Origin of the sequence: Micromonospora ureilytica (assembly GCF_015751765.1) — a bacterium.
Lineage (GTDB): Bacteria > Actinomycetota > Actinomycetes > Mycobacteriales > Micromonosporaceae > Micromonospora > Micromonospora ureilytica.
Map to the genome: position 1 here is coordinate 1,994,641 of NZ_JADOTX010000001.1, position 20,414 is coordinate 2,015,054.

Below are 20,414 nucleotides of genomic sequence, written 5' to 3' on the forward strand. Positions count from 1 at the left end.
TGCGGGGCTCCGCTGCGCTGCACTCCTCGCGCTCACCGTCACTGAGCCTGCCCTCCGAAGTTGAAGACCCGCTTGGGCAGCCGGTACGCCAGGTCGACGATGGTCTCGGCGGCCTCGTCCATCGGCAGCCGGTGCTCGGCGACCAGCCGGGCCAGGAAGCCGGCGTCCACCCGCCGCGCCACGTCGTGGCGTACCGGGATGGAGCAGAACGCCCTGGTGTCGTCGACGAACCCGGTGGTGTTGTAGAAGCCGGCGGTCTCGGTGACCGTCTCCCGGAACCGGCGCAGCACCTCCGGGGAGTCCAGGAACCACCAGGGCGCGCCGAGCAGCAGCGCGGCGTACCCGCCCGCGAGGGGCGCCAGCTCGCGGGTGAAGGTGTCCTCGTCGAGGGTGTAGAGCACCACCCGCAGCCGGGGGTCGTTGCCGTAGCGCTCCAGCAGCGGGGCGAGCGCGTGCACGTACTCGGTGGCCTGCGGGATGTCGCCGCCGACGTCGCGACCGTGCCGGGCGTGCAACCACCGGTTGTGGTTGCGCACCGCGCCGGGGTGCAGCTGCATGACCAGGCCGTCGTCGAGCGACATCCGGGCGAACTCCACGAGCATGTGCGCCCGGAACGCCTCCGCGTCGGCGGCGTCGGCCTCGCCGCGCCGACCCCGGTCGTAGAGCCGCTCGGCCTCGGCCGGGGTCAGGTCCAGGGTGCGCGCGGTGGGGTGGCCGTGGTCGGAGGAGGTCGCGCCGGCGGCGATGAACGCGGCACGTCGGGCCCGCAGCGCGCCCAGGTAGCCGGCGTACGTGCCGGTGTCCTCGCCGGCCCGGTCGCCGAGACGGTCCACGTTCGTCGACCAGCCCTCGAACTCCATGTCCACCACGTCGTCCGGGCGGAACGTGGTGACCACCCGGCCGCCCGGCCCGCCCCACCCGTCGGCGGCGAGCTTGGCGTGCTGCGCGAGGTCGTCCAGCGGCGACTCGGTGGTCGCCAGGACCTCGATGCCGAACCGCTCGAACAGCGCCCGGGGCCGGAAGTCCGGCTCGGCGAGCCGGGCCGCGATCTCGTCGTAGAGGGCGTCGGCGGTGCTCGGGCCGAGCGGGGTGTGCACCCCGAACACGGTGCGGAAGGTCTGCTCCAGCCAGAGTCGCGACGGGGTGCCCCGAAACAGGTGCCAGTGCGCGGCGAAGCGTCGCCAGATCACCCGGCCGTCGGTCTCCACCGGGCTGCCGTCGCGGGTGGGCACCCCCAGATCCCCCGGGGGTACGCCCTGACTGAGCAGCATCCGGGTCAGGTAGTGGTCGGGCACGATGAGCAGCTGCGCCGGATCCGGGAAGGGGCGGTCCTCGGCGAGCAGGGCCGGGTCGACGTGCCCGTGCGGAGAGATGATGGGTTGCTCCGCCGCCAGGGCGTACAGCTCCCGGGCCAGCGCGCGTTGGCCCGGTTCGGGTGGCAGGAGCAGGTCGGTGTGGTCGAACGTGGGCACGGGGTGGGGCTCCTCGTCTCCTGTGTCAGCGGGGGGTGAGCAGGTCGGCGACGCGCACGGGTTGACCGGTCTCGAAGGACCTGTTGGCGGCCAGGCCGGTGAGCAGGGCCAACGCGCCGTCGTCGGCGGTCGCGGCGCGGCCCAGCGGGTCGGGTTGACCGCCGAGGAGCACCCCTGTCATCCGGGCGTCCGCGCCACCGTGCCCGTGCCGACTGCGGCCCTCCACCGGGATCTGCCGGGGCGGGGCCCAGAACGGGCGCACTGTCAGCGTCGCACCTCCGCCCTCGATCGGCGCCTCGGCGCCGTGCAGGGCGGCGCCCTTGACCGCGCCGGCGGTGCCCCGGTCGACGAAGTCGTTCTCGGCCACGTCCAGCTCCAGTCGGCCCCGGCTGCCGTTGACCATCACCCGGTAGCCCTCCCAGGGCGCGTACGCGGTGAGGTGGTAGGTCATCGTGGCGCCTGTGGAGTAGCGGGCCAGCACCGCCATGTCGTCCTCGATGCTCACCCCGGGCGCGAAGACGTTGCGGTCGCGCTGGTAGCCGTCCTCGGCCTCGGCGTCGAGGTACAACTCGCGCAGCCGAGGGTGCGCGTCCAGCCGCAGCGCGAACGGGTCGTCGGCGGCGGCGGGGGAGCCGTGCGCCCTGTCGTAGTCGCGGGCGTAGCCGTGCCGCCGACCGTCCTCGCCGTAGAAGAAGAGTCGGCCGGCCGCGTACACCTCGACGGGTGTGGCGGCCAGCCACCAGTTGACCAGGTCGAAGTGGTGGCTGGCCTTGTGCACCATCAGCCCACCGGAGCTGGCCTTGTCGCGGTGCCAGCGGCGGAAGTAGTCGGCGCCGTGGCGGACGTCGAGCAGCCACTCGAAGTGCACCGAGCCGATCTCGCCGACCGCGCCCTCGGCGAGCAGCCGGCGAACCTGTTCGTGCAGCGGGTTGTAGCGGTAGTTGAAGGCGACAGTGACCCGGCCGCCGGTCTCGGTCACCGTGTCGAGGATCCGCCGGCAGCGGGCCGCGTCCACTGTCATCGGCTTTTCGGTGACGACCTCGCGGCCGGCGCGCAGCGCGGCCACCACGTACTCGTCGTGAGTGACGTCCACGCTGGTGACCAGGACGACGTCGACGCGTTCGGAGTCCAGCATGGCCTTGAAGTCACCGGCCGGGTACGTCGGCACCGGGCGATGCCCCAGCTCGCCCAGCCATCGGTTGTGCGCGTTCATCCGGGCCTGGTTGATGTCGGCGAAGGCGACCAGCTCGGTGGTGTCGGCGTGGTCGAGCACCAGCGCCCGGACGAACATCTCCGCCCGCGCGCCGGTGCCCACGACGGCGTACCGGACCCGTCCGGCGGCTCTAGGTGACATGCGGTCGCCTCTCGGGGGGCTGCAAAGGTTTGCAATGAAGTAATCACGATCGATCCGATCGCGTCAACGACGACAGCGGTATCGGCGTTATATGTCAGCGTTTGGGGGGCCGCAGATCACCAAGGGGAGTGTGGGTGCAACGAAGCCGTAACCATTGACCGTTGACACTGGCGCAACCGTTTGCATTAATGGGCCACACCCACGTGACCGCCACCACATCGGACGAAGGGGCCGCCGTGCCAGTCACCATCCGGGACGTCGCCCGGGCGTCCGGTGTGCACATCTCCACCGTGTCCCGCACCTTCTCCGCACCGCACCTGGTCAACCCGGAGACCCGGGTCCGGGTGCTGGCGTGCGCGGAGGATCTGGGGTACCGGCCGAACCGCGCCGCCCGGGCCCTGATCACCGGGCGGACGCACAACATCGGGCTGATCATCGCGGACATCGCGAACCCGTTCTTCCCGCCGCTGATCAAGGCGGCGGAAAGTCAGGCCCGGCACCGCGACTACCACGTCTTCGTGGCCGACACCAACGAGGACCCGACCGCCGAGGAAGAACTGGTCCACGCGCTGGCCAAGCAGGTGGACGGGGTGCTGTTGTGCAGCCCTCGGATGAGCAACAGCCTGATCGAGCAGCTCAGCCGCGAGGTGCCGCTGGTGGTGGTGAACCGCCAGGTGACCGGCCTGCCCTGCGTGCTGATGGACGTCGGGCAGGGCGCCCGCTCGGCGATCGAGCACCTGGTCGGCCTGGGGCACCGCAGCATCGCGCTGCTCGGTGGCCCGCGCAGCTCGTGGACCAACCGGGAGATGCGCCGTGCCGCCGGCGCGGCTGCCCGAGCCGGCGGCGCGGAGCTGACAGTGCTCGGCCCCAACGCGCCCACCGAGGTCGGCGGCTCCGCCGTTGCCGAGCAGGTGCGACGCAGCGGCGTGTCGGCAGTGCTCGCCTACAACGACCTGATGGCGATCGGCCTGATCGAAGGGCTGGACGCGCTCGGGGTCCGGGTGCCGCAGGAAGTGAGCGTCGTCGGAGTCGACGACATCACCCTGAGCCGGCTGACCCGACCCAAACTGACGACGGTGGCCACACCCACCGGGGCCGCCGGCCGGACGGCCGTCGACATGCTGCTGCAACAGGACATCGAGTCACCGCGCAACGCGCGGGGGTCCGGTGCCGGCACGGCGCTCGGCGTCCGTCGTACCACCGCACAGGTAATGCTCCAGACCGACCTGGTCATCCGCGACTCGACCGGCCCGGGCCCGTACGCCCGACCGGCACGTCCCCTGGCCGCACCGCGTGGCCCGGGCCCGCATTGCCCTGCGGGCCCGGGCATCCCGACTGCGGCCACCGGTGACGCCGTCGCCTCCTAATGCCGAGGAGTGAGCGCACATGCACCCCGCAACGCCCCCCACCACTGACGCGCCCGTCGGGCGCGCCCACCGTACCCCGCTGCCTCGGCGGCACCTGCTCCGTGGCCTGCTCGCCGTGACGGTCGCCGCACCGCTGATGTTCGGCGCCGCCGCCTGCGGAGACGACGGCGGAGCCGCCGATCCGAACGCGCCGGTCAAGCTCTCCATCTTCTGGTGGGGCGGCGACGCCCGGGCCAAGCTGACCGAGGACGCGCTGGCCCTCTACACCAAGAAGCACCCGAACGTGACCTTCGAAACGACCTGGCAGGCCAACCAGGGCTACTTCGACAAGCTGGCGACGCTCACCGCCGGCGGCAACCCGCCGGACCTGTTCCAGATCGACGACAACTACCTCGCCGAGTACGCGGCCCGCAACACCACGCTCGACCTGACCTCCTACCAGGAGTCCGGAAAGCTGGACACCTCCAAGTTCCCCAAGAGCCTCTGGCAGTACGGCGTCGTCGACGGCAAGCTCGCCGGCCTGGCCGCCGGGGAGAACACCCAGGGTCTGGTCTACAACAAGACGCTGCTGACCAAGCACAACCTGCCCGAGCCGACCACCGGGATGAGCTGGGAGCAGCACATCGCCTGGGCCGAGCAGGTCACCGCCACGACCAAGGTGCCCGGCACCCAGGACCCGAGCGCCGACTACAAGGCGCTCTGGGTCTGGCTGCGCCAACAGGGCAAGGACCTCTACAAGGGCAAGGAGTTGGGCTTCACCGCCGAGGACGTGACGAAGTGGTTCGAGCTGTGGAAGGGCGCCCGGGACCGCAAGGCCACCCCGACCGCGGACGTCATCCACGAGGGCAACTCCAGCGACGTCACCAAGCAGCTGGTGGTCACCGGCAAGTCGGCGACCTCGTGGGTCTGGGCCAACCAGATGCCGGACCTGAAGAAGAACACCAAGGACGAGCTGGGCGTGATCGCCTACCCCGGTGACCCCAGCGCGCAGTGGGCCCGGGCCTCGATGTACTGGTCGGTGTTCAAGGGCAGCAAGAACAAGGACGTCGCGATCGACGTGATCAATTTCCTGAACAACGACCTGGAGGCGGTCAAGCTGCTCGGCACCGACCGCGGCCTGCCGTCCAACCTGGACCTGCGCCGGGTGGTCAGCGACGACACCACCGACCCGGCCATGAAGCAGTCCATCGCCGTCGAGGCGGAGCTGACCCAGAAGTTCGGCGAGTCGCCCCAGGTGCCGATCAAGGGGCACAGCAAGGTGAAGTCCGAGCTGATCAAGGCCGCCGAGAACGCGCAGTACGGCCGGGCCACCCCCGCCGAGGCCGCCGCCCAGTTCGTCGAGGCGTGCAAGTCCGCCATCGCCTGACGCCGTCAAGGTCTGTGTCGAAGAGAGGAGCTGTTCGTGGCGTTGACCACGGCGCCCGACCCGACCCGACGCGGCCCCGGATCCGCCCGGACCCACGCCGACAGGCGTGGGCCCGGACGCCTCCGGCACAGCGAAGGTCTGGCGGGGTACGTCTTCCTGTCGCCGTGGCTCATCGGCCTGATGGGCGTCACGGCAATCCCGATGCTGCTGTCGCTCTACCTGAGCTTCACCAACTACGACATCCTCACCCCCTTCTCCGAGGTGGAGTGGGTGGGGCTGGCCAACTACGAGCGGATGTTCACCGCCGACCCGTCGTACTGGCACGCGGTGCGGGTGACAGTGACCTTCGCGGTGATCGCCGTACCGCTGAAGCTGGCCGCGGCGCTCGGCGTGGCGCTGCTGCTCAACCGTGCCTGGCGCGGCGTCGGGCTGTTCCGCGGGCTGTTCTACCTGCCGTCCCTGCTCGGCGGTAGCGTCGCGCTGGCCATCGTCTGGGTCAACATGTTCAACCGCGACGGCGCGTTCAACTCGCTGCTGAGCCTCTTCGGCATCACCGGCAAACCGTGGGTCAACGACCCCGACTGGGCCCTCGAAACCCTCATGGTGCTGGCCATCTGGCAGTTCGGCGCACCGATGGTGATCTTCCTGGCCGGGCTCAAGCAGGTGCCCACCGAGCTGTACGAGGCCGCGTCGGTCGACGGGGCCGGCCGGTTCCGCCAGTTCCGCAACGTCACCCTGCCGATGCTATCCCCGGTCATCTTCTTCAACCTGGTGCTGGAGACCATCAACGGCTTCCAGGGCTTCACCGCCGCGTTCGTGCTCAGCAACGGCACCGGCGGCCCGGTCGACTCCACCCTGATGTACACGCTGAACCTCTACATCACCGGCTTCACCGAGCTCAACATGGGCTACGCCTCGGCGATGGCCTGGGTGTTCCTGCTCGCCATCGCGGTCATCACCGCGATCTTCTTCAGCACCGGACGGTTCTGGGTGCACTACTCCGACGGGGAGGACCGGTGATGGTGACGGTGACCCCGACGACCGTCGCGCCGACCACAGCGCCGCCGAGCCCGCGCCGACGACAGGGCGGGCGGCCCGTGCTGCGACTGCTGATCCTGGTGGCGATCGTCGCCGTGGTGCTCTACCCGCTGATCTGGATGGTGGGCACCTCGCTGAAGTCCCAGGAGGAGATCGTCAACAACGTCGGGCTGCTGCCCGAGCGGTTCAGCCCGGGCAACTACACCGCCGGGTGGTCCAACTTCGACGTCAGCTTCGGCCGGTTCTTCCTCAACAGCACGATGGTCAGCCTGTTCACCGTCGTCGGTAACGGGCTCTCCTGCCTGCTGGCCGCGTACGCCTTCGCCCGGTTGCGGTTCCGGCTGCGCGGCATGTGGTTCGCCGTCATGATCGGCACGCTGCTGCTGCCCCAGCACGTGCTGATCGTTCCGCAGTACATCCTGTTCCGCACACTCGGGCTGGTCGGCGGCGAATGGCCCTACCTGCCGCTGCTCATCCCGCAGTTCCTGGCCACCGAGGCGTTCTTCGTCTTCCTCATGGTCCAGTTCATGCGCGGCGTCCCCCGTGAGCTGGACGAGGCGGCCCGCATCGACGGCGCCGGCCCGTTCGGCATCTTCCGGCACATCATCCTGCCGCTGAGCCGTCCGGCGCTGGTCACCACGGCGATCTTCTCGTTCATCTGGACCTGGAACGACTTCTTCCGCCAGCTGGTCTTCCTGTCCCAACTGGAGGACTACACCGTCCCGGTCGCGCTGACCCTGTTCATCGACTCGACCAGCCAGAGCGCGGTCGGTCCGATGTTCGCCATGTCGGTGCTGTCGCTGCTGCCGGTCTTCCTGTTCTTCGTCGCGTTCCAGCGGATGCTCGTCGAGGGGATCAACACCAGTGGCATCAAGGGCTGAACCGACATCAGGGGCCGAACCTCCGGAGGCCGGCGGGCGGCGGGATTGGCGCGACGTCGCCCGCGACGCCGCCGACCTCGCGCTTCTCGGCATCCTGCTGACCCTCGCGGCGGTGCCCCTGCTCACCGCCGCCGCGGCGGCAGGTACGGCCAGCGCGGCGGTGCACGACTGGACGCGTACCGGCAGTTGGCCGTCGGCGCGCACGACAGTGCGCCGGTTCGGCCGCTCGGTGCTGCCCGGTGCGCCGGTCAGCCTGCTCGCGCTCGTCGGCGCCGCGTTGCTCGCCGCCGACCTGGCGGCGCTGGCCACCGGCCGGGTGCCGGGCGGCCCGGCGGCGCTGCTGGTGACGGTGCTGATCGCGGCCTCTCTGGCCGGGTACGCCGGGCTGGTCGTCGTCGAGGTGGGCGGCAACGGGGGCGGGCGGTGGCGGGCCTCGGCCCGGTCCGCCGCCCGCGCCTGCCTCGACGTGCCCACCCGCTGGGCCGCGCTGACCGGGGTCGTGGCGCTGGCCGGGCTGCTCGCCGTCCTGGTCACCCCGGTCGCGGTGCCGATCCTCGCCGGTTACACAGTGGCCGCCCTGCACGCCGTCGCCGGCCGCCCGTCGTTGGCGACGGGGGCCACACCGAGCCCGGAGCTGCCGTGAAGTCCGATCGTCCGGGTCGGGCCGCCGAGCCCGGCCCGGCCACCCTGAGCGAGGCGCCGGTCCGGCTCGTGCTCGGCGGGACCGAGGTGGCCCGGTACGTGCTCGACCCGACCCTGGACGCGCGGCACGGGCCCCGGCCGTACCTGCACCCGGTGCGTACCCTCGGCGGCACTGTGGTGACCGACGCGCTGCCCGCCGACCACGTGTGGCACCTCGGCGCCTCCCTCGCGGTGCAGGACGTCAACGGCAGCAACCTCTGGGGCGGGCGCACGTACGTCCGCGACGTCGGCTACACCTGGCGCGACGACCACGGGGTCATCGCCCACACCGGCGAGGTCGAGCGGAGCCCGGACCGGTACGCGCACGACCTCCAGTGGCGCGACCGGAACGGTCGGGTGCTGTTGACCGAGCAGCGCCAGTTGGCCGCCGTTGCCCTGCGCACGGTGGGACCGTCGGCGTGGCGGCTGGAGATGGACTACACGCTGAGTGCCCCGGCTGGGCAGGACGTGCGGCTGGGCAGCCCGGCCACCAACGGCCGTCCGGGTGGCGCCGGTTACGGCGGGTTCTTCTGGCGGGCGGTCTCGGTCGAACCGGCGTCGGTGTTCAGCGCCTCGGCGACGGGGGAGGAGGCGGTCAACGGCTCCACCGAGCCCTGGGTCGCGCTACGTGGCACCGGGCCGGACGCTCGGCCGTACACACTGGTCTTCAGTGGCCTCGGGGCCGGCGACCGATGGTTCACGCGGACCTCGATGTATCCCGGCGTGGGGGTGGCGTTCGCGTTCGAGCGGCCGGTGACGATCCCCGCCGACACCAAGCGCCGAGGCCGGCACAGTGTGGTGGTCGCCGACGGAGCCCTGAACCGCGCCACCGCAGCGACCCTCGCCCTCGACACGCGTTGATCATGAAGTTGTTGCCAGTCTCAGCCGCGTGTCGTGGCAATAACTTCATGATCAACGCTGTGGTGGCCCGCGCGCGGTCGGGTCAGCGGGAACTGTCGGTCAGCTCGCGGACGGCCAGTTGGTAGGCGGCCTGGGTGTGGTATGGCCAGTGCCGTTCGACCGGGGGTGGCACGGTGTCCAGGGGGTCGACGGTGAGGCTGCGGGGATCGCGGAGCCGGATGTCGACCTCGGCGGCCTCTGCGGCGGCGCAGGGCGACGCGGCGCCCACGGCCGGCGGGAAGATCGGCCCGCCGACCGGGTCGGTGTCACGCCACAGGTTCCGCCACCGCCACCCGATCCGGTCGCCCAGACCACAGAGCGCCTGCGGTCCCAGGTAGGCCGGGTAGAGCCGGGCGTAGGTGCGGCGCAGCGGCGAGCCGTAGGTGAGCAGCGAGACTCTGGACAGAACGGACGGCGGCAGTTGCAGGATGGTGGCGGCGGCGAGGACCGAGCCGTGACTGTGCCCGGAGAGGACCACCGGCCCGTGCGCGGCGAGCCCGGTGACCCGTTTCGCCAGCTCCGGAACGGAGCGGGCGGCGTAGCAGGGCGGCGCGAACGGGTGGACCGTGCGGGGCCAGAAGGTGCCCAGGTCCCACAGGATGGCCACCACCCGGCGGGTCTGCGGTGACCGGTACGAGCGGAAGCCGAGGATCGCTAGGCAGATCACCAGCAGGCTGATCACCCAGACACCGGCGTCGGTGACGTACGCGGCGAGCACGGCCAGCACACCACTCTGCCCGCTGAGCCGGGCCGCCAGTTGGGTGGGACCGATTCCGATCACGTCCAGGGCGACGGTGGCCAGCCCGAGGGACGCGATCACCAGGAACGCGATCAGTACCGGTCCCAACTCCTCGGTGACCCGGGACCGGGCGATCGTCTCCCGGACCTGGCACAGCCGGTACGCACTCTCCGCCGTCACCGTCGGGTAGTCCCGCTCGACAATGCGCTCCGCCAGCCGGCGACGTCGCCGCCTGCTCAGCAGGAGCGTCGCCGAGGTGGCCGCCGCGCCGATCAGCAGCGCGGCGAGCCCGGCGAGCGCTGCCCACCAGTAGGCGACAGGCGGTTCCAGCGGGCCCAGGCTCGACGGGTCAGGTCGGATCGGGTCGGGGATGTGGCCGTGGTCGAGGGCGTCGGCGGTCCGGTAGACCAGGGTGGCCGTGAAGGCCGCGCCGACGCTCACCGCCGCGGCCGCCACGATCGGGGTGCCGAGCCCCCGCAGGAACGGGCGGCCCTCGGACCGGACGGCCCGGTGGCGGGTGTACGTGACGACGGCGAGCAGGACGAGCAGGACGCCCTGCGCGGCGACCACCCCGGCGGCGGCACCCTCGTACCCGGGCAGTTTGCCGGAACCGGACGGCTTCGAGCCGGCGAGGGCGGCCGAGCCGAGGCAGAGCACGCTCACCGCGACGGTGGTCCACCAGAGCGCCCGCAGGAACCGCCGGGTCCGGGCCGCGCTGGCGGGCACGGGCAGGCTGAGCAGGACCACGCAGATCACCAGCAGCCCGACGGCCGCCACGAACTGCACGAGGTGCCCGGGGGTGGCTCCCCGCGAGATGCCGGCGAGCAGGCTGACGTCCAGGGTTGCGGCGCCGAGCGCCACGTGGACCTGGCGCAGCCAACCGATCGTCCGTTCGTCGTCCCAGAAACCGGCGTCGCCGAGCCGGTCGCCAGGGTCGGTGGCGGGCGGTTGCGCGGACGACGAGCCGAAGCCCTCGAACGCCCGCGCGGACCGGACGCCGATCCACCAGACGACCCGTAGCGCGAGCAGCGGGACGACCGACAGCAGGGCCAACCGTGGGCCGGACGGGACGGCGTGGAGCCACGCCAGGTACGGGCGGCTGGCCCGGCACCCGGGGTAGGGCACGCACTGCCAGCCGACCAGATCCAGCGTGACCCCCACGGCCGCCAACACGAAGGTGACGGTGAGGGTGCCGGCCAGCAGCCGGCAGAGCACCCCGAGCAACTGCCACCGGTCGCGCCCCGGGGGTCGCAGCCAGATGGCCAGGTTGCCCAGCATGAAAGGGAGCAGCAGCAACATCGACGCCGTCCGGACGGCCGCGCCGGCGGTCAGAGAACCCCAGCGGTACGCCTCGACGACCACCCCCGGGGTGGCCCCGCCGGCGTCGCCGCTGCCGGGTCTGGGCCGGAAGAACCCCGCATGCGCGTCTCCGGCGACCCGGGTCACGACCGGGTGGTCCAGGATCCGCTCCGCGGTCACCCCGGACACGCCGTGCACGCGCAACTCCACCGCATCGCCTACCGGCGTCCCGTTCACGTCGTCAGGATCACAGACGATCCATCGGCGCACTGCCGATACCGCAAAGGTCAACGGGCCGGCAGGGAGGCGGTCACCCGGATGGCCTTGACGATCGCCGGGATGGAACCGATCAACAGCACCAGCCCCCAGATGATCGCGATGATCGCGAAGACGAGCGCCGCCACGTCGTCGACGATGCTGACCAGGATCACCGGCACCAGGTTGTGCAGGAACTCCAGCACGACAGTGCACAGCAGGGTGGTGAGGATCAGCAGGACGAGGCCCTTGTTCTGCAGGAAGCGCGGCTGGGCCAGCACCAGCATCGCGGCCCACACCAGCTTGAGCAGCAACACCAGCCCGAGCAGCACCGCCGCCTCGCCGACCGGGAAGAACCCCCACAGCGCCAGGTACGCCAGGGTGCCGAACGGGACGGCGAGGAACAACGACACCATGATGGACAGCTCCACGAACGCGACGACAAGCGCGACCAGCCCGACGATGATCAGGATGATCGAGAAGATCAGGCTGGCGACGCCCTGCACCCGACCCTGAACCCGCTCGGGCAGCAGCAGGCCCAGGCAGAACAGCCCGGTGCTCCAGACCGCCACCGCGTCGATCAACGCCAGGTAGCCGGTGCCCCGGCCGGACGGTTCGCTGACTCCGGACACGTCGTCGATCTCCACGTCCAACGCGCCGGCGCTGTCCGCGAGGGCCGCACCGGCGTCGGCGCCGCCGAGCAGCAGCCCGGAACCCAACTCCACCCCGATCGCCAGGACGATGGCGAGCATGGCCAGCAGCAGGAACGGCTTGCGCAGGTCACCCACGGCGGCACCTTCCTCTCGATCCAGATCGGGTCAGGACGTGGCCACGACGACCGTGCAGGCGCCCAGGCCGGGGCAGACCAGGCCCACGTCGGTGGCCTGGTCGACGGCGATCTTCGCCACCGCGCCGGTGCCGTCCGCCGCCGGCTCGACCTCGTCGCGGATGGTGAGGTCGGCGTCGCCGCGCGCCGGGGCGACGACCGTGAACCGCGCCGCGCTGCGCAGCACCAGGGTGCGCAGCCCGCCGGGGTCCGCGACCCGCACCGCGCAGCTGCCGGTGAACTCCAGCCGGCCCGCCCCGTCGGCGCAGTCGGCGCTGACCGTGGCCGGATCCACAGCGGAACGCTCGCCGCCCAGCGCGCCCAACCGGTCGACCAGCCCGTGCCGGCCCCCCGGATCACCCCGGTCGTCGCGGCCCGCGCCGACCGCGACCACGAACAGCGCCACCAGCAGGACGGCGAAGAGCCCCAGCAGCGCCTTCTGCCGACCACTCATCGCGCCACGGCCTGCGCCACGATCTCGGTGAACCGGATCTCGTCGACGCCCGCGAAGTAGCGGTTCGTGCCCTGCGTCTTGCCGACCACCAGCAGCGTGACCTGGTGCGGGCCCCTGGCGAGCTGGACCGAGCCGACGTCCAGGAACTCCGTCTTCCGCACCGTCGGCGTGAAGCCGAGGAACGTGCCCCCGACCTGGTTGCCGTCGACGGCGAAGACGGTGTTGGCGTAGTCGGGGGCCGTGGTGCGAGTCGTGGCGAACCGCCAGGTGCCGTCGGCCGGGATCTGCACCGTCACGGTGACCTGATCGCCGATCGCCAACCCCGTGAAGAAGAGTTGCTTGTCCCCGGACCAGGTCACCCCGCAGCAGTTGGGCTGCGCGCCCACGGCCGCTTTGCTGTTCTGCGGCGACTTGATCACCGCGGCGTCCACCAGGCTCTCCGCCTCGACGGTGACCACCCGCGGCTCGCCGGGGGCCGGCTCGCCGTCGCGGGTCAGCAACACCACACCCACGGCGACCACCACCAGCACCAACGCCGCCGCGGCGGCGATCCACAACCACGGGGTACGCCGTGGCGGCGCGACCGCCCGCACCTCGTACGTGACCCGGCCGCTGGAGCGGGAACTCTCCTCCGGAGCGGTGTTCGCCGAGTACGCGAACCCGGTCATGTCGTAGCGCCGGGGCGGGGTGCCGGCCGGCACGGCGAGCTTGACCAGGAACGACACCGAGCCCTGGCCGGGTACCACCCGTTGGGGCTCGGCGACGGTGAACCACGCCCGCTGGGAGCCGTCACCGGGCGCCACGTCGAACACCACAGTGTCCGGCGCGTTGCCCGGGTTGGAGACGGTGAAGGTCAGCTCGCCGCTGTTGCGCGGGTCGACTGTGAACTGCTCGGCGGCGGCGACGACCGCCCACTCGGTGGTCATGACGACTCCTCTTCCAGGACGATCTCGACGGTGGCCGAGGCGGGTTTCTCCGCCTCGACGATGCGGGTGATCACGGCGAGCTGGCCGGCGGCGGCGACCGGCACCCGCACCACGACGTGAAAGGGCCGCTCGGGGGGTTCGTCGATGGCGAAGCCCGACGTCCCGGTGGCCAGCTCCAGGGCCCGACGAATCCCGTACGGGGTGCCGCGCCAGCGGGCCAGCAGGGCGGCGTTGGCCACCAGGTCGCGCAGCCGACCCACCGGCAGCGGCAGCGGGGTGTCCGGCCGGGAGGAGGCGACCACGTGGTCCATCGCCACCCAGCGGGTCAACCGCACGACCAGCCCGTCCGGCGCCCGGTACGGGTCGAACAGCGCGTCCACCTCGGCGAGGACCGCCTCGTCCGGGGCGTGCAGGCCCTCCATCACGTCCAGCAGCGCCCAGAGCACGCTGCCCGGCACGCAGGCCCGCTGGTAGGCGGCGGGCAGCAGCCGTTCAATCGCCGAGCGTCGCATCCTGGCGCACCACCTCGATGTCGTGCTCGCCGGAGCAGAGCAGCCAGGTATCCGGGACGGTCACCACGTCGGCGGTGGCCTGGTTGGCGCTGGGCGTCCACGTGACGGCGTCGGCGCTGCGGTGCACGCCGCGCTCGCCGCTGGCCAGGATCAGCCGCTCCGCCGCGACGGTGCCGCCGGTTGCCGTGCTGCCGGCTGTCGGGCCGCTCACCGCGATGGCGTCGACCGGCACGAACCGGGTCCGGTCCCGCAACGGCAACCCGCAGTTGACCGACACCGCCTGCCACTGCGGCTGGGCGGCCAGGGTGTCCAACCGCAGCACCCCGCCGCTCTGCGTGGCCGCCACCGCCTGCTGACCGGCGAACGCGAGGTCCCGGCAGGTGCCGCCGATCCACCCGGCCTGCATCGACTGCCACTTCACGTCGGACTCGAACAGCCGGGTGCGGTGGCAGCCCTGGCCGGGCTTCTTCGGGTCCGGTTCGCCCGCGCCACTCCACAGCAGGGTGGCCGGACCGTCGTACTGCACGGCGAGGACCCGGTTGTCCACGTTGGCCAGACCGACGTGGGTGAAGCTGCCGGGCCGGCCGCCGCTTGTCGACAGGTACACCCCGAAGCTGGCCTGCGCGGCCACCGCGACGCCCGGCGCGCCCCGCTCGGAGACGAACGTGCGGACCGCGTAGAAGCCCCGGTCGGCGTCGGACGGGTCGACAAGGATCTGCAACGGCACCGCCCCGGGCAGCAGTGACACCTCGTACAGGCCGGTGTCGGTGGCCACCAGCAGCGCGCCCGCGCCGTCGCGGTCCAACCAGGCCACGTCGGAGATCCGTGAGTCCAGGTCGGTGAGCAGTGACCACGTCTCGCCCAGGTCGGTGCTCAGGTGCACCCGGGAGCCACCCGATTCGCGAAGCGTCACCACGGCCACCGAGCCGGGACGCGCGACGATGCCCGGCCGTACCGGCGCGGGGGCGGGCGCCGCCCGCAGCACCGTCTCGCCGTCGAAGCGACCGGCCGGTTCCCAACCCGCGCCGCCGTTGCTGGAGCGGAACAGCACCGGGCCGCGTCCGGCGTACCAGGTGCGCGGCTGGTACTGGTCCACGGCGAGGGCGCGGACGTTCGCGTCGGGCGCCTCGTCGACCACGAAACGCACCGACTCGACGTAGCGCACCCCCGGTTCGGCGTGCTCCAGCAGCCGGTAGACGTTGGACGCCCGCAGTGGTTCGCCGAACGGCCAGCCGGTCGGGTTGAGCGCGGTGGGCAGCGGGCTCAACGTCTGGTGCAGCCGGTCGTGGATGCGGCGACGGACCGCGTCCACGTCCTCCTCGCGGCGGACCACCACCCGCGCGCGTACCGACACCGCCTTGAAGCGGGCCCAGGTGGCTCGGGAGCGGATGCCGAGCATCCGGCGTTCCTCCAGGTCCGCCTCGACCCGGTGGCGCGCCTCGGGCACCTCGTGCTCGCGCAGCACCGCCACCGGCAGCCGACCGCCCGGACGGGCCGCCTCCGGCACGTACGGCACCAGCACCACCTCGACCTCGCCCGGCCGGGCGAAGCTGTACACCGCCGCGCGGGTGAACGCCCGGGCCCGCGCCACCGCACCGGAGCTGGTAGCGAGGACCTCGAAGTCGCGGGCGGTGACCGCTCGTTGCTGGGCGAAGAACTCGTACGGGCCGCGCAGCAGCACCGACTCCAGCGCCTCGATCTCGCGGCCGCCGGCCGCCGGGGCGGGGTTGTCGACGCGTACCCCGGGCAGTGGGTCGCGCAGGCTGGTCAGCGTGCCCGCCGCCACGTTGCCGGTGGGCCCGCCACCGGCGCGGTACCAGAGCCGGATCTGCCGCCCGGCCGGCGGCACCGCCGCGATGGTCGCGAGCGGCGCAGCCGCGGTGGTCACCGGTGGCGCGGCGCCCGCCGGGTCGGCCGTGACCTCACCGGGCGGGGTCGCCCCGGCGGGGGGTCGCAGGTCGAGAGCGGGGGCGAAGGTGACAGTGCCCGAGCAACGGTCGACCAGGTACGCCTTGGCCTGCGGGCCGAGCCCGGCGAAGCTGTCCACCGGCTGCCAGATCTCGAACGTGCGACCGTCGTGCTCGCGGGCCGCCGCGCCCAGCTCGACAGTGCCGGCCGGCACCTCCACCCCGAGCAGCAGGTCCAGCGCCTCGGCGGTGTGCGTCAGCGGAGCGTGCGCCGCGCGCAGCACCTGCCCCGGCTGGCCGGTGCCGACGCCGAGCAGCTCCGCCTCGACCGGTTCGCACTGGTGCATCCGTACCGTCACCGACGTCTCGTCGGCGGGCAGCAGCGTCGGCTCGGTGGTGACGAACACGACCGGCCGGGGGTCCGCGCCCCGGGCCGCCGCGACCCGCAGCCCGGCCGGGATCCGGACCGCGGCGCGGTCGGTGCCGGTACGGGTGAACCGGACGTCCGCCCAGGCCGCCGTCGGGGCGTGCCGGGTGACCCCGAGCAGGTTCAGGAACGAGACGTACGCTTTCTCCGGCAACTGGTTCAACCGGTAGATCATCACCTCGGTGAGGTGCGCGAACGTCTCCACCAAAGCCATGCCGGGGTCGTGCGCCGACAGGTCGGTCCACGCCGGACAGGACTGCCGGATCCGTTCCCGGGCCTCGGTGACCAGGTCGAGGAAGCCGCGATCGTCCAGGTGCGGCACGGGCAGCGTCATGAGGGGCCTCCCTGGGCGGGCTCGTCGGCCGGGAGCAGGTCCACGGAGAAGACCAGTTGCCCGGGTGTCAGGCTGGCCCGCACCCGGTAGTCCAACCGGATCACCAGCCGCCACGCGTCGTCCGGGTCCGGCCCGGCGTCCACGTCGATCACCTCGACCCGGGGCTCCCACCGGGCGATGGCCTGCCGGACGTAGTGGATGGCCAGACCGGCAGTGGTGTCGTCGTTGGGCGCGAAGACCAACCGATGCAGCCGGGAGCCGTACCCGGGTCGCATCAACCGCTCGCCCGGCGTCGTCGACAGGAGTAGGAACAGCGCCTGCCGTACGCTCTCGTCGCCCTCGGTCATCGCCAGGCCGCCGGCCGCGGTGAGCGCCAACCCGCCGGTACGGCCGGCGTCGAAGCCGGCGCCGACGAAGCGGAAGGCCCTCATCGGTCCGCCCCCAGGAACTCCTGAGCGGGGTCGCGCACCGTGTGCTTGACCAGCCCCGGCGGTGTGCCGTTGGTGAACCCCTCCAGGTGCGACAGCACCACCCGGTGTCCGTCGACGCGCACCCAGTCGCTGTAACCGACCCGGACGGTCAGTGTCTTCGTACACGGCTTGATGGTCGGGCCGTAGTTCGGGCAAGCGATGATCTTGCGTCCCTCCGGGTCGTCGTTGACGAGCACGGGCACGCCGGTCACGGTCACCCACTGCCGCGAGGGTCGGTTCTCGACCCGGCCGTCGTGATCACAGGTGATCACGGAGTCACTGTGGATCCAGCGCATCAGCCGCCTCCTTGGTGGTGGGCGCGGGCGAGCGAACGGGCCTGCTCCGCCGCGGTGGTCGGGTCCTCGGTCGAGTCGGCGTGCAGGAAGTCCACGCTGCGGGCGCGCACCACCATGGCCCGGCCGGGTGCGGAGATCACCAGGTCGGACGCCGCGTGCAGGGTGGCCAGGTCGGGGGTCAACTCCAGGAAGCTGCCGCCGTCGGTGGCCAGCCGCAGGCTGCGCCGCACGTCGTCGACGACTATCGACTGCCCGCCGGCGGTGCGCATCGTCCAGCGGCGGGCCTTTCCGTCGTCGATGCCCGCGTCGTACGGCTCGACGGCGCCGAACAGCGAACCGAGCACGATGCCCGAGGCCGGCTCGCCGCCGGGCAGCACCACCAGCACTGTGTCGTCCGGATCGGGGAGCGCCACCAGACCCTTGCCCGGACCGGCACCGGGGCAGAGCACGGCGAGCCAGCCGGCGTCCAGGTCCCCGTACGCCGGCAGGGTCAACCGGACCCGGCCCAGCCCGTCCGGGTCGGCGACGTCGGTGACGGTGCCGAGGGTGACCACCGCGCCGCCGGTCGGGGTCGCCGGGGTGGCCGGCGGCACCGTGGAGAAGCGGGTCAGGTGCCCGTTTCCGTCCACTGTGTGCACCACCTCGGTCAGCACGTACGTCCCGGCGACCGGGTCGGGCACACCGCCGACGTCGACGCGGCGCCCCGGCCGCAGCGCCGGATCGCCCTCGGCCACCCCCTCGGCCGTGACCAGCGCCGCCGCGCGGGTGTCCAGACGGGCCTGGGCCAGCGCCGCCAACTCGTCGTCGCTGCGGCCGGGCTGGTCCACGGCGGTGCGAACGCCGTCGGCGCCCACGTCGGCCGGGTCCGGGCGGTCGTCGGCGGGCCGGCCGCAACGCGCCTCGTCGACGTGCTGGCTGATCACCTCGGCCCGCTGCGGGTGCCAGCCCAGGGCCGCGCTGGCACCACTGGCCTGGTCGGTGTTGGTGGACAGCCGCAGGGTGTGCACCCCCGCGCCGAGCGTCAACGCGATCGGCTCCCCGTAACCGGCGAGCGTGACAAGCCGGACCCCGTCACCGTCGGCGGCCAGGTGCAGCCCGGCCCGGCCGGCCACCTCACGCAGCAACTCCAGGTCACTGTGCCGGTGCTGGAGCAGCCGCTCCAACCGAGGGCCGTCGACCTCGGCCGTCACCGCCAACCCCACCGCGCCGCACAGCTCCCGGGCCAGCTCGACGGCTGTCACCGAGGTGAAGACCCGCAACCCCTGCCGCTTGCGCAGCCGGTGCAACGTGTCGTACGCCCGCAACCGCAGGACCGCGGCCCCGTCGGCGGCGTACTCCACCTCCACACAGGTGACCTCACCGGTGAACAGGGCCTCCGCGTGGTCGGTGAGCCGGACGTCGAGCGTCGTGCCGGGGCGTACCGCCGGGTCGAACGCGCCGGTCCCGGCGGTGGTGGCGAGCACCAGCTCGGCCTGGGTGGGCTGGTCGAGGCGAGCCGCCACCCGCAGCGAGCGGACCCGCTGACGGGCCGCGCCGACCAACTCGGCGCCGTCGAGCAGGACGAGCAACGCCCGGGGCGCGATGCTGGTCACGGCGTACCCCCGGGGTTGCCGGACCCGCCCGGACCCGCGCCGGTCGTGCCGGTGGCCGCGTTCCACGGCGCTCCGGCGATCGAGCCGCCCACGTACGACGCTCCCGCGCCCACCGCGCCCACCGCCCCGGCCACCGCCCGAGCCAGCCCGCTCGCCGCACCGCCGACGGTCGACCCGACTCCGGTACCGACGGTCGGTGGGACGGCGAGGGTGGTGCCGGCCGGCACGGCGAGGGGATCGGTGATCCGGTTGTGTTCGGCCAGCAGCCGCCAGCGCAGCGGCGAGCCCAGCGCGTCGTTGGCCAGCAGGTCGAAACGCACACCGGAGCGACCCGGCTCGGCCGCGCCGTCACCGGCGGCGATCACCGCGCTGCCCGGCGCGGCGGTCGGGGTGCTCGCGGCGGCCAACTCCTCGGCGAAGCCGGCCTCGGCCTGGTCGGCCGTCTCGGCGGCGCGGACCAGTTTCAGCCGCAGCCAGGACCGTCGCGGCGACCCGGTGCCGGTGAACGCGTCGAAGCGCTCCGCCACCGCGATGATCACACCGGGCACGTTCCAGGTCTTGCCCCAGACCAACCGGACCAGCGGCGGTCGCAGCCAACCGTGCTCGGCGGTGGAGTTCTCCGCCAGCATCCACAGCGGACGGGTCAGCACCCGCACGTCGGCCGGACGGAGTTGCGCCTCCACGAAGTCGACGTCGAAGAGCAGGTCCAGCACCAACTCGGTACGGCCGCCGCCGGTGAAGACCAGCGGGTCGTCGGCCAGACCGGACCCGGTGAGCTGCCCGCCGCCGGCACCCCGCTGGCGTACGCCGGCGAGCCGGGTCACCTGCACGGTCTCCGGGTTGAGCAGGCAGTCCACCCGCTCGCCGGAGGAGTCGATGAGGAAGGCGACACGTTCCATCAGTCGCCCGCCTGTTCCCGATCGAGCCGGTTCAGCTCGGCGGTGTCCAGCGCCGCGGCGGCGACCGACCACAGGGCCGTGTCGTCGGGCAGCGCCGGCCAGGGATCCAGCGCCGTCGCGTCGGCCCGGAACACCATGCTCTCCGACCCTCGCCCGACGCCTGGATCGCGCTGCGCCGAGTCGATCCCGGCGACACCTCCGGCCCTCGCGGTCTGACCGGTCCGGTTTCCGGTGCCCTGTCCACCTCGCTCGCCAACCCGCTGCCCCGACCACGACCGATCGTCCGGAAGGGCCGGCCACCGGCCGTCGGCCACCACTTCGCCCTCGGTCGACCCCCAGCCCGTGTCTGCCTCGCCGACAGCCGACCACCCGTACCGAGCCGCCGCTCGATCCGGCCTCGCCCCGCCGAGATCGGCGGA

Annotated in this window: 19 protein-coding genes; 6 read left to right on the top strand and 13 right to left on the bottom strand. The window is 72.5% G+C overall.

From position 1 onward, the window contains the following. Positions 1–38 precede the first annotated feature (38 nt). Together uxaC and IW248_RS08740 are read right to left on the bottom strand one after the other, a co-directional pair. On the bottom strand, positions 39–1,472 hold the full coding sequence (gene uxaC / locus IW248_RS08735; protein ID WP_196926514.1) for a glucuronate isomerase: 1,434 nt from the start codon (positions 1,470–1,472) through the stop codon (positions 39–41). 25 nt (positions 1,473–1,497) lie between these two features. Further along, on the bottom strand, positions 1,498–2,826 hold the full coding sequence (locus tag IW248_RS08740; protein ID WP_196926516.1) for a Gfo/Idh/MocA family protein: 1,329 nt from the start codon (positions 2,824–2,826) through the stop codon (positions 1,498–1,500). A 236-nt stretch (positions 2,827–3,062) separates the two neighbouring features. Between IW248_RS08740 and IW248_RS08745 the strand changes: the two genes are divergently transcribed. From IW248_RS08745 to IW248_RS08770, 6 genes are read left to right on the top strand one after another with little or no spacing between them, the layout of a single operon-like run. Next, positions 3,063–4,193 (top strand): LacI family DNA-binding transcriptional regulator, encoded by a 1,131-nt coding sequence (locus IW248_RS08745; protein ID WP_124822892.1) that lies wholly within the window; start codon positions 3,063–3,065, stop codon positions 4,191–4,193. 19 nt (positions 4,194–4,212) lie between these two features. After that, positions 4,213–5,559 (top strand): ABC transporter substrate-binding protein, encoded by a 1,347-nt coding sequence (locus tag IW248_RS08750; protein WP_196926522.1) that lies wholly within the window; start codon positions 4,213–4,215, stop codon positions 5,557–5,559. Between the two features lie 36 nt (positions 5,560–5,595). After that, the gene (locus IW248_RS08755; protein WP_196926524.1) at positions 5,596–6,579 is read left to right on the top strand and encodes a carbohydrate ABC transporter permease; all 984 of its coding nucleotides are present in this window, start codon (positions 5,596–5,598) and stop codon (positions 6,577–6,579) included. After that, positions 6,579–7,478: a carbohydrate ABC transporter permease gene (locus tag IW248_RS08760; protein ID WP_231396237.1), complete on the top strand. Its 900-nt coding sequence runs from the start codon at positions 6,579–6,581 to the stop codon at positions 7,476–7,478. Before IW248_RS08755 ends, IW248_RS08760 begins: the two co-directional genes overlap by 1 nt. After that, a complete protein-coding gene (locus tag IW248_RS08765; RefSeq protein WP_196926526.1) occupies positions 7,462–8,121 on the top strand; it encodes a hypothetical protein in 660 nt (219 codons plus the stop codon). Before IW248_RS08760 ends, IW248_RS08765 begins: the two co-directional genes overlap by 17 nt. Beyond that, positions 8,118–9,020 (top strand): DUF6807 domain-containing protein, encoded by a 903-nt coding sequence (locus IW248_RS08770; protein WP_307787864.1) that lies wholly within the window; start codon positions 8,118–8,120, stop codon positions 9,018–9,020. Before IW248_RS08765 ends, IW248_RS08770 begins: the two co-directional genes overlap by 4 nt. 82 nt (positions 9,021–9,102) lie before the next feature. On the opposite strand, the gene IW248_RS08775 is transcribed toward IW248_RS08770, so the two are convergent. Genes IW248_RS08775 through IW248_RS08825 form a run of 11 tightly spaced genes read right to left on the bottom strand, consistent with a single transcriptional unit; the run spans position 9,103 to position 20,132 of the window. After that, positions 9,103–11,334 carry a hypothetical protein gene (locus IW248_RS08775; RefSeq protein WP_196926527.1) on the bottom strand — a complete coding sequence of 744 codons (2,232 nt, stop codon included), beginning with the start codon at positions 11,332–11,334 and terminating at the stop codon, positions 9,103–9,105. A 50-nt stretch (positions 11,335–11,384) separates the two neighbouring features. Continuing rightward, positions 11,385–12,140 (bottom strand): hypothetical protein, encoded by a 756-nt coding sequence (locus IW248_RS08780; RefSeq protein ID WP_196926528.1) that lies wholly within the window; start codon positions 12,138–12,140, stop codon positions 11,385–11,387. 30 nt (positions 12,141–12,170) lie between these two features. Beyond that, entirely contained in the window at positions 12,171–12,632 is a 462-nt protein-coding gene (locus IW248_RS08785) for a hypothetical protein (protein WP_196926529.1), read from the bottom strand. Continuing rightward, positions 12,629–13,558 (bottom strand): carbohydrate-binding protein, encoded by a 930-nt coding sequence (locus tag IW248_RS08790; protein ID WP_196926530.1) that lies wholly within the window; start codon positions 13,556–13,558, stop codon positions 12,629–12,631. Before IW248_RS08790 ends, IW248_RS08785 begins: the two co-directional genes overlap by 4 nt. Continuing rightward, a complete protein-coding gene (locus tag IW248_RS08795; RefSeq protein WP_196926531.1) occupies positions 13,555–14,070 on the bottom strand; it encodes a phage tail protein in 516 nt (171 codons plus the stop codon). Before IW248_RS08795 ends, IW248_RS08790 begins: the two co-directional genes overlap by 4 nt. After that, on the bottom strand, positions 14,051–16,738 hold the full coding sequence (locus tag IW248_RS08800; RefSeq protein WP_196926532.1) for a putative baseplate assembly protein: 2,688 nt from the start codon (positions 16,736–16,738) through the stop codon (positions 14,051–14,053). Before IW248_RS08800 ends, IW248_RS08795 begins: the two co-directional genes overlap by 20 nt. Then, on the bottom strand, positions 16,735–17,169 hold the full coding sequence (locus IW248_RS08805; protein WP_124823053.1) for a GPW/gp25 family protein: 435 nt from the start codon (positions 17,167–17,169) through the stop codon (positions 16,735–16,737). The genes IW248_RS08800 and IW248_RS08805 overlap by 4 nt, the downstream gene beginning before the upstream one ends. Further along, the gene (locus IW248_RS08810; protein WP_196926533.1) at positions 17,166–17,504 is read right to left on the bottom strand and encodes a hypothetical protein; all 339 of its coding nucleotides are present in this window, start codon (positions 17,502–17,504) and stop codon (positions 17,166–17,168) included. The genes IW248_RS08805 and IW248_RS08810 overlap by 4 nt, the downstream gene beginning before the upstream one ends. Continuing rightward, the gene (locus tag IW248_RS08815) at positions 17,504–19,096 is read right to left on the bottom strand and encodes a contractile injection system protein, VgrG/Pvc8 family (protein ID WP_196926534.1); all 1,593 of its coding nucleotides are present in this window, start codon (positions 19,094–19,096) and stop codon (positions 17,504–17,506) included. Before IW248_RS08815 ends, IW248_RS08810 begins: the two co-directional genes overlap by 1 nt. Then, entirely contained in the window at positions 19,093–19,995 is a 903-nt protein-coding gene (locus tag IW248_RS08820) for a CIS tube protein (protein ID WP_196926535.1), read from the bottom strand. Before IW248_RS08820 ends, IW248_RS08815 begins: the two co-directional genes overlap by 4 nt. Continuing rightward, complete coding sequence (locus IW248_RS08825; RefSeq protein WP_196926536.1) at positions 19,995–20,132, bottom strand: hypothetical protein; 138 nt, start codon at positions 20,130–20,132, stop codon at positions 19,995–19,997. The genes IW248_RS08820 and IW248_RS08825 overlap by 1 nt, the downstream gene beginning before the upstream one ends. Positions 20,133–20,414: the final 282 nt, after the last annotated feature.

Bases quoted from the DNA above. Each gene is read 5' to 3' on its own strand.
- IW248_RS08740 (WP_196926516.1), bottom strand. From the start codon at position 2,826: ATGTCACCTAGAGCCGCCGGACGGGTCCGGTACGCCGTCGTGGGCACC.
- IW248_RS08750 (WP_196926522.1), top strand. From the start codon at position 4,213: ATGCACCCCGCAACGCCCCCCACCACTGACGCGCCCGTCGGGCGCGCC.
- IW248_RS08760 (WP_231396237.1), top strand. From the start codon at position 6,579: ATGGTGACGGTGACCCCGACGACCGTCGCGCCGACCACAGCGCCGCCG.
- IW248_RS08785 (WP_196926529.1), bottom strand. From the start codon at position 12,632: ATGAGTGGTCGGCAGAAGGCGCTGCTGGGGCTCTTCGCCGTCCTGCTG.
- IW248_RS08790 (WP_196926530.1), bottom strand. From the start codon at position 13,558: ATGACCACCGAGTGGGCGGTCGTCGCCGCCGCCGAGCAGTTCACAGTC.
- IW248_RS08795 (WP_196926531.1), bottom strand. From the start codon at position 14,070: ATGCGACGCTCGGCGATTGAACGGCTGCTGCCCGCCGCCTACCAGCGG.
- IW248_RS08800 (WP_196926532.1), bottom strand. From the start codon at position 16,738: ATGACGCTGCCCGTGCCGCACCTGGACGATCGCGGCTTCCTCGACCTG.
- IW248_RS08805 (WP_124823053.1), bottom strand. From the start codon at position 17,169: ATGAGGGCCTTCCGCTTCGTCGGCGCCGGCTTCGACGCCGGCCGTACC.
- IW248_RS08810 (WP_196926533.1), bottom strand. From the start codon at position 17,504: ATGCGCTGGATCCACAGTGACTCCGTGATCACCTGTGATCACGACGGC.
- IW248_RS08820 (WP_196926535.1), bottom strand. From the start codon at position 19,995: ATGGAACGTGTCGCCTTCCTCATCGACTCCTCCGGCGAGCGGGTGGAC.
- IW248_RS08825 (WP_196926536.1), bottom strand. From the start codon at position 20,132: ATGGTGTTCCGGGCCGACGCGACGGCGCTGGATCCCTGGCCGGCGCTG.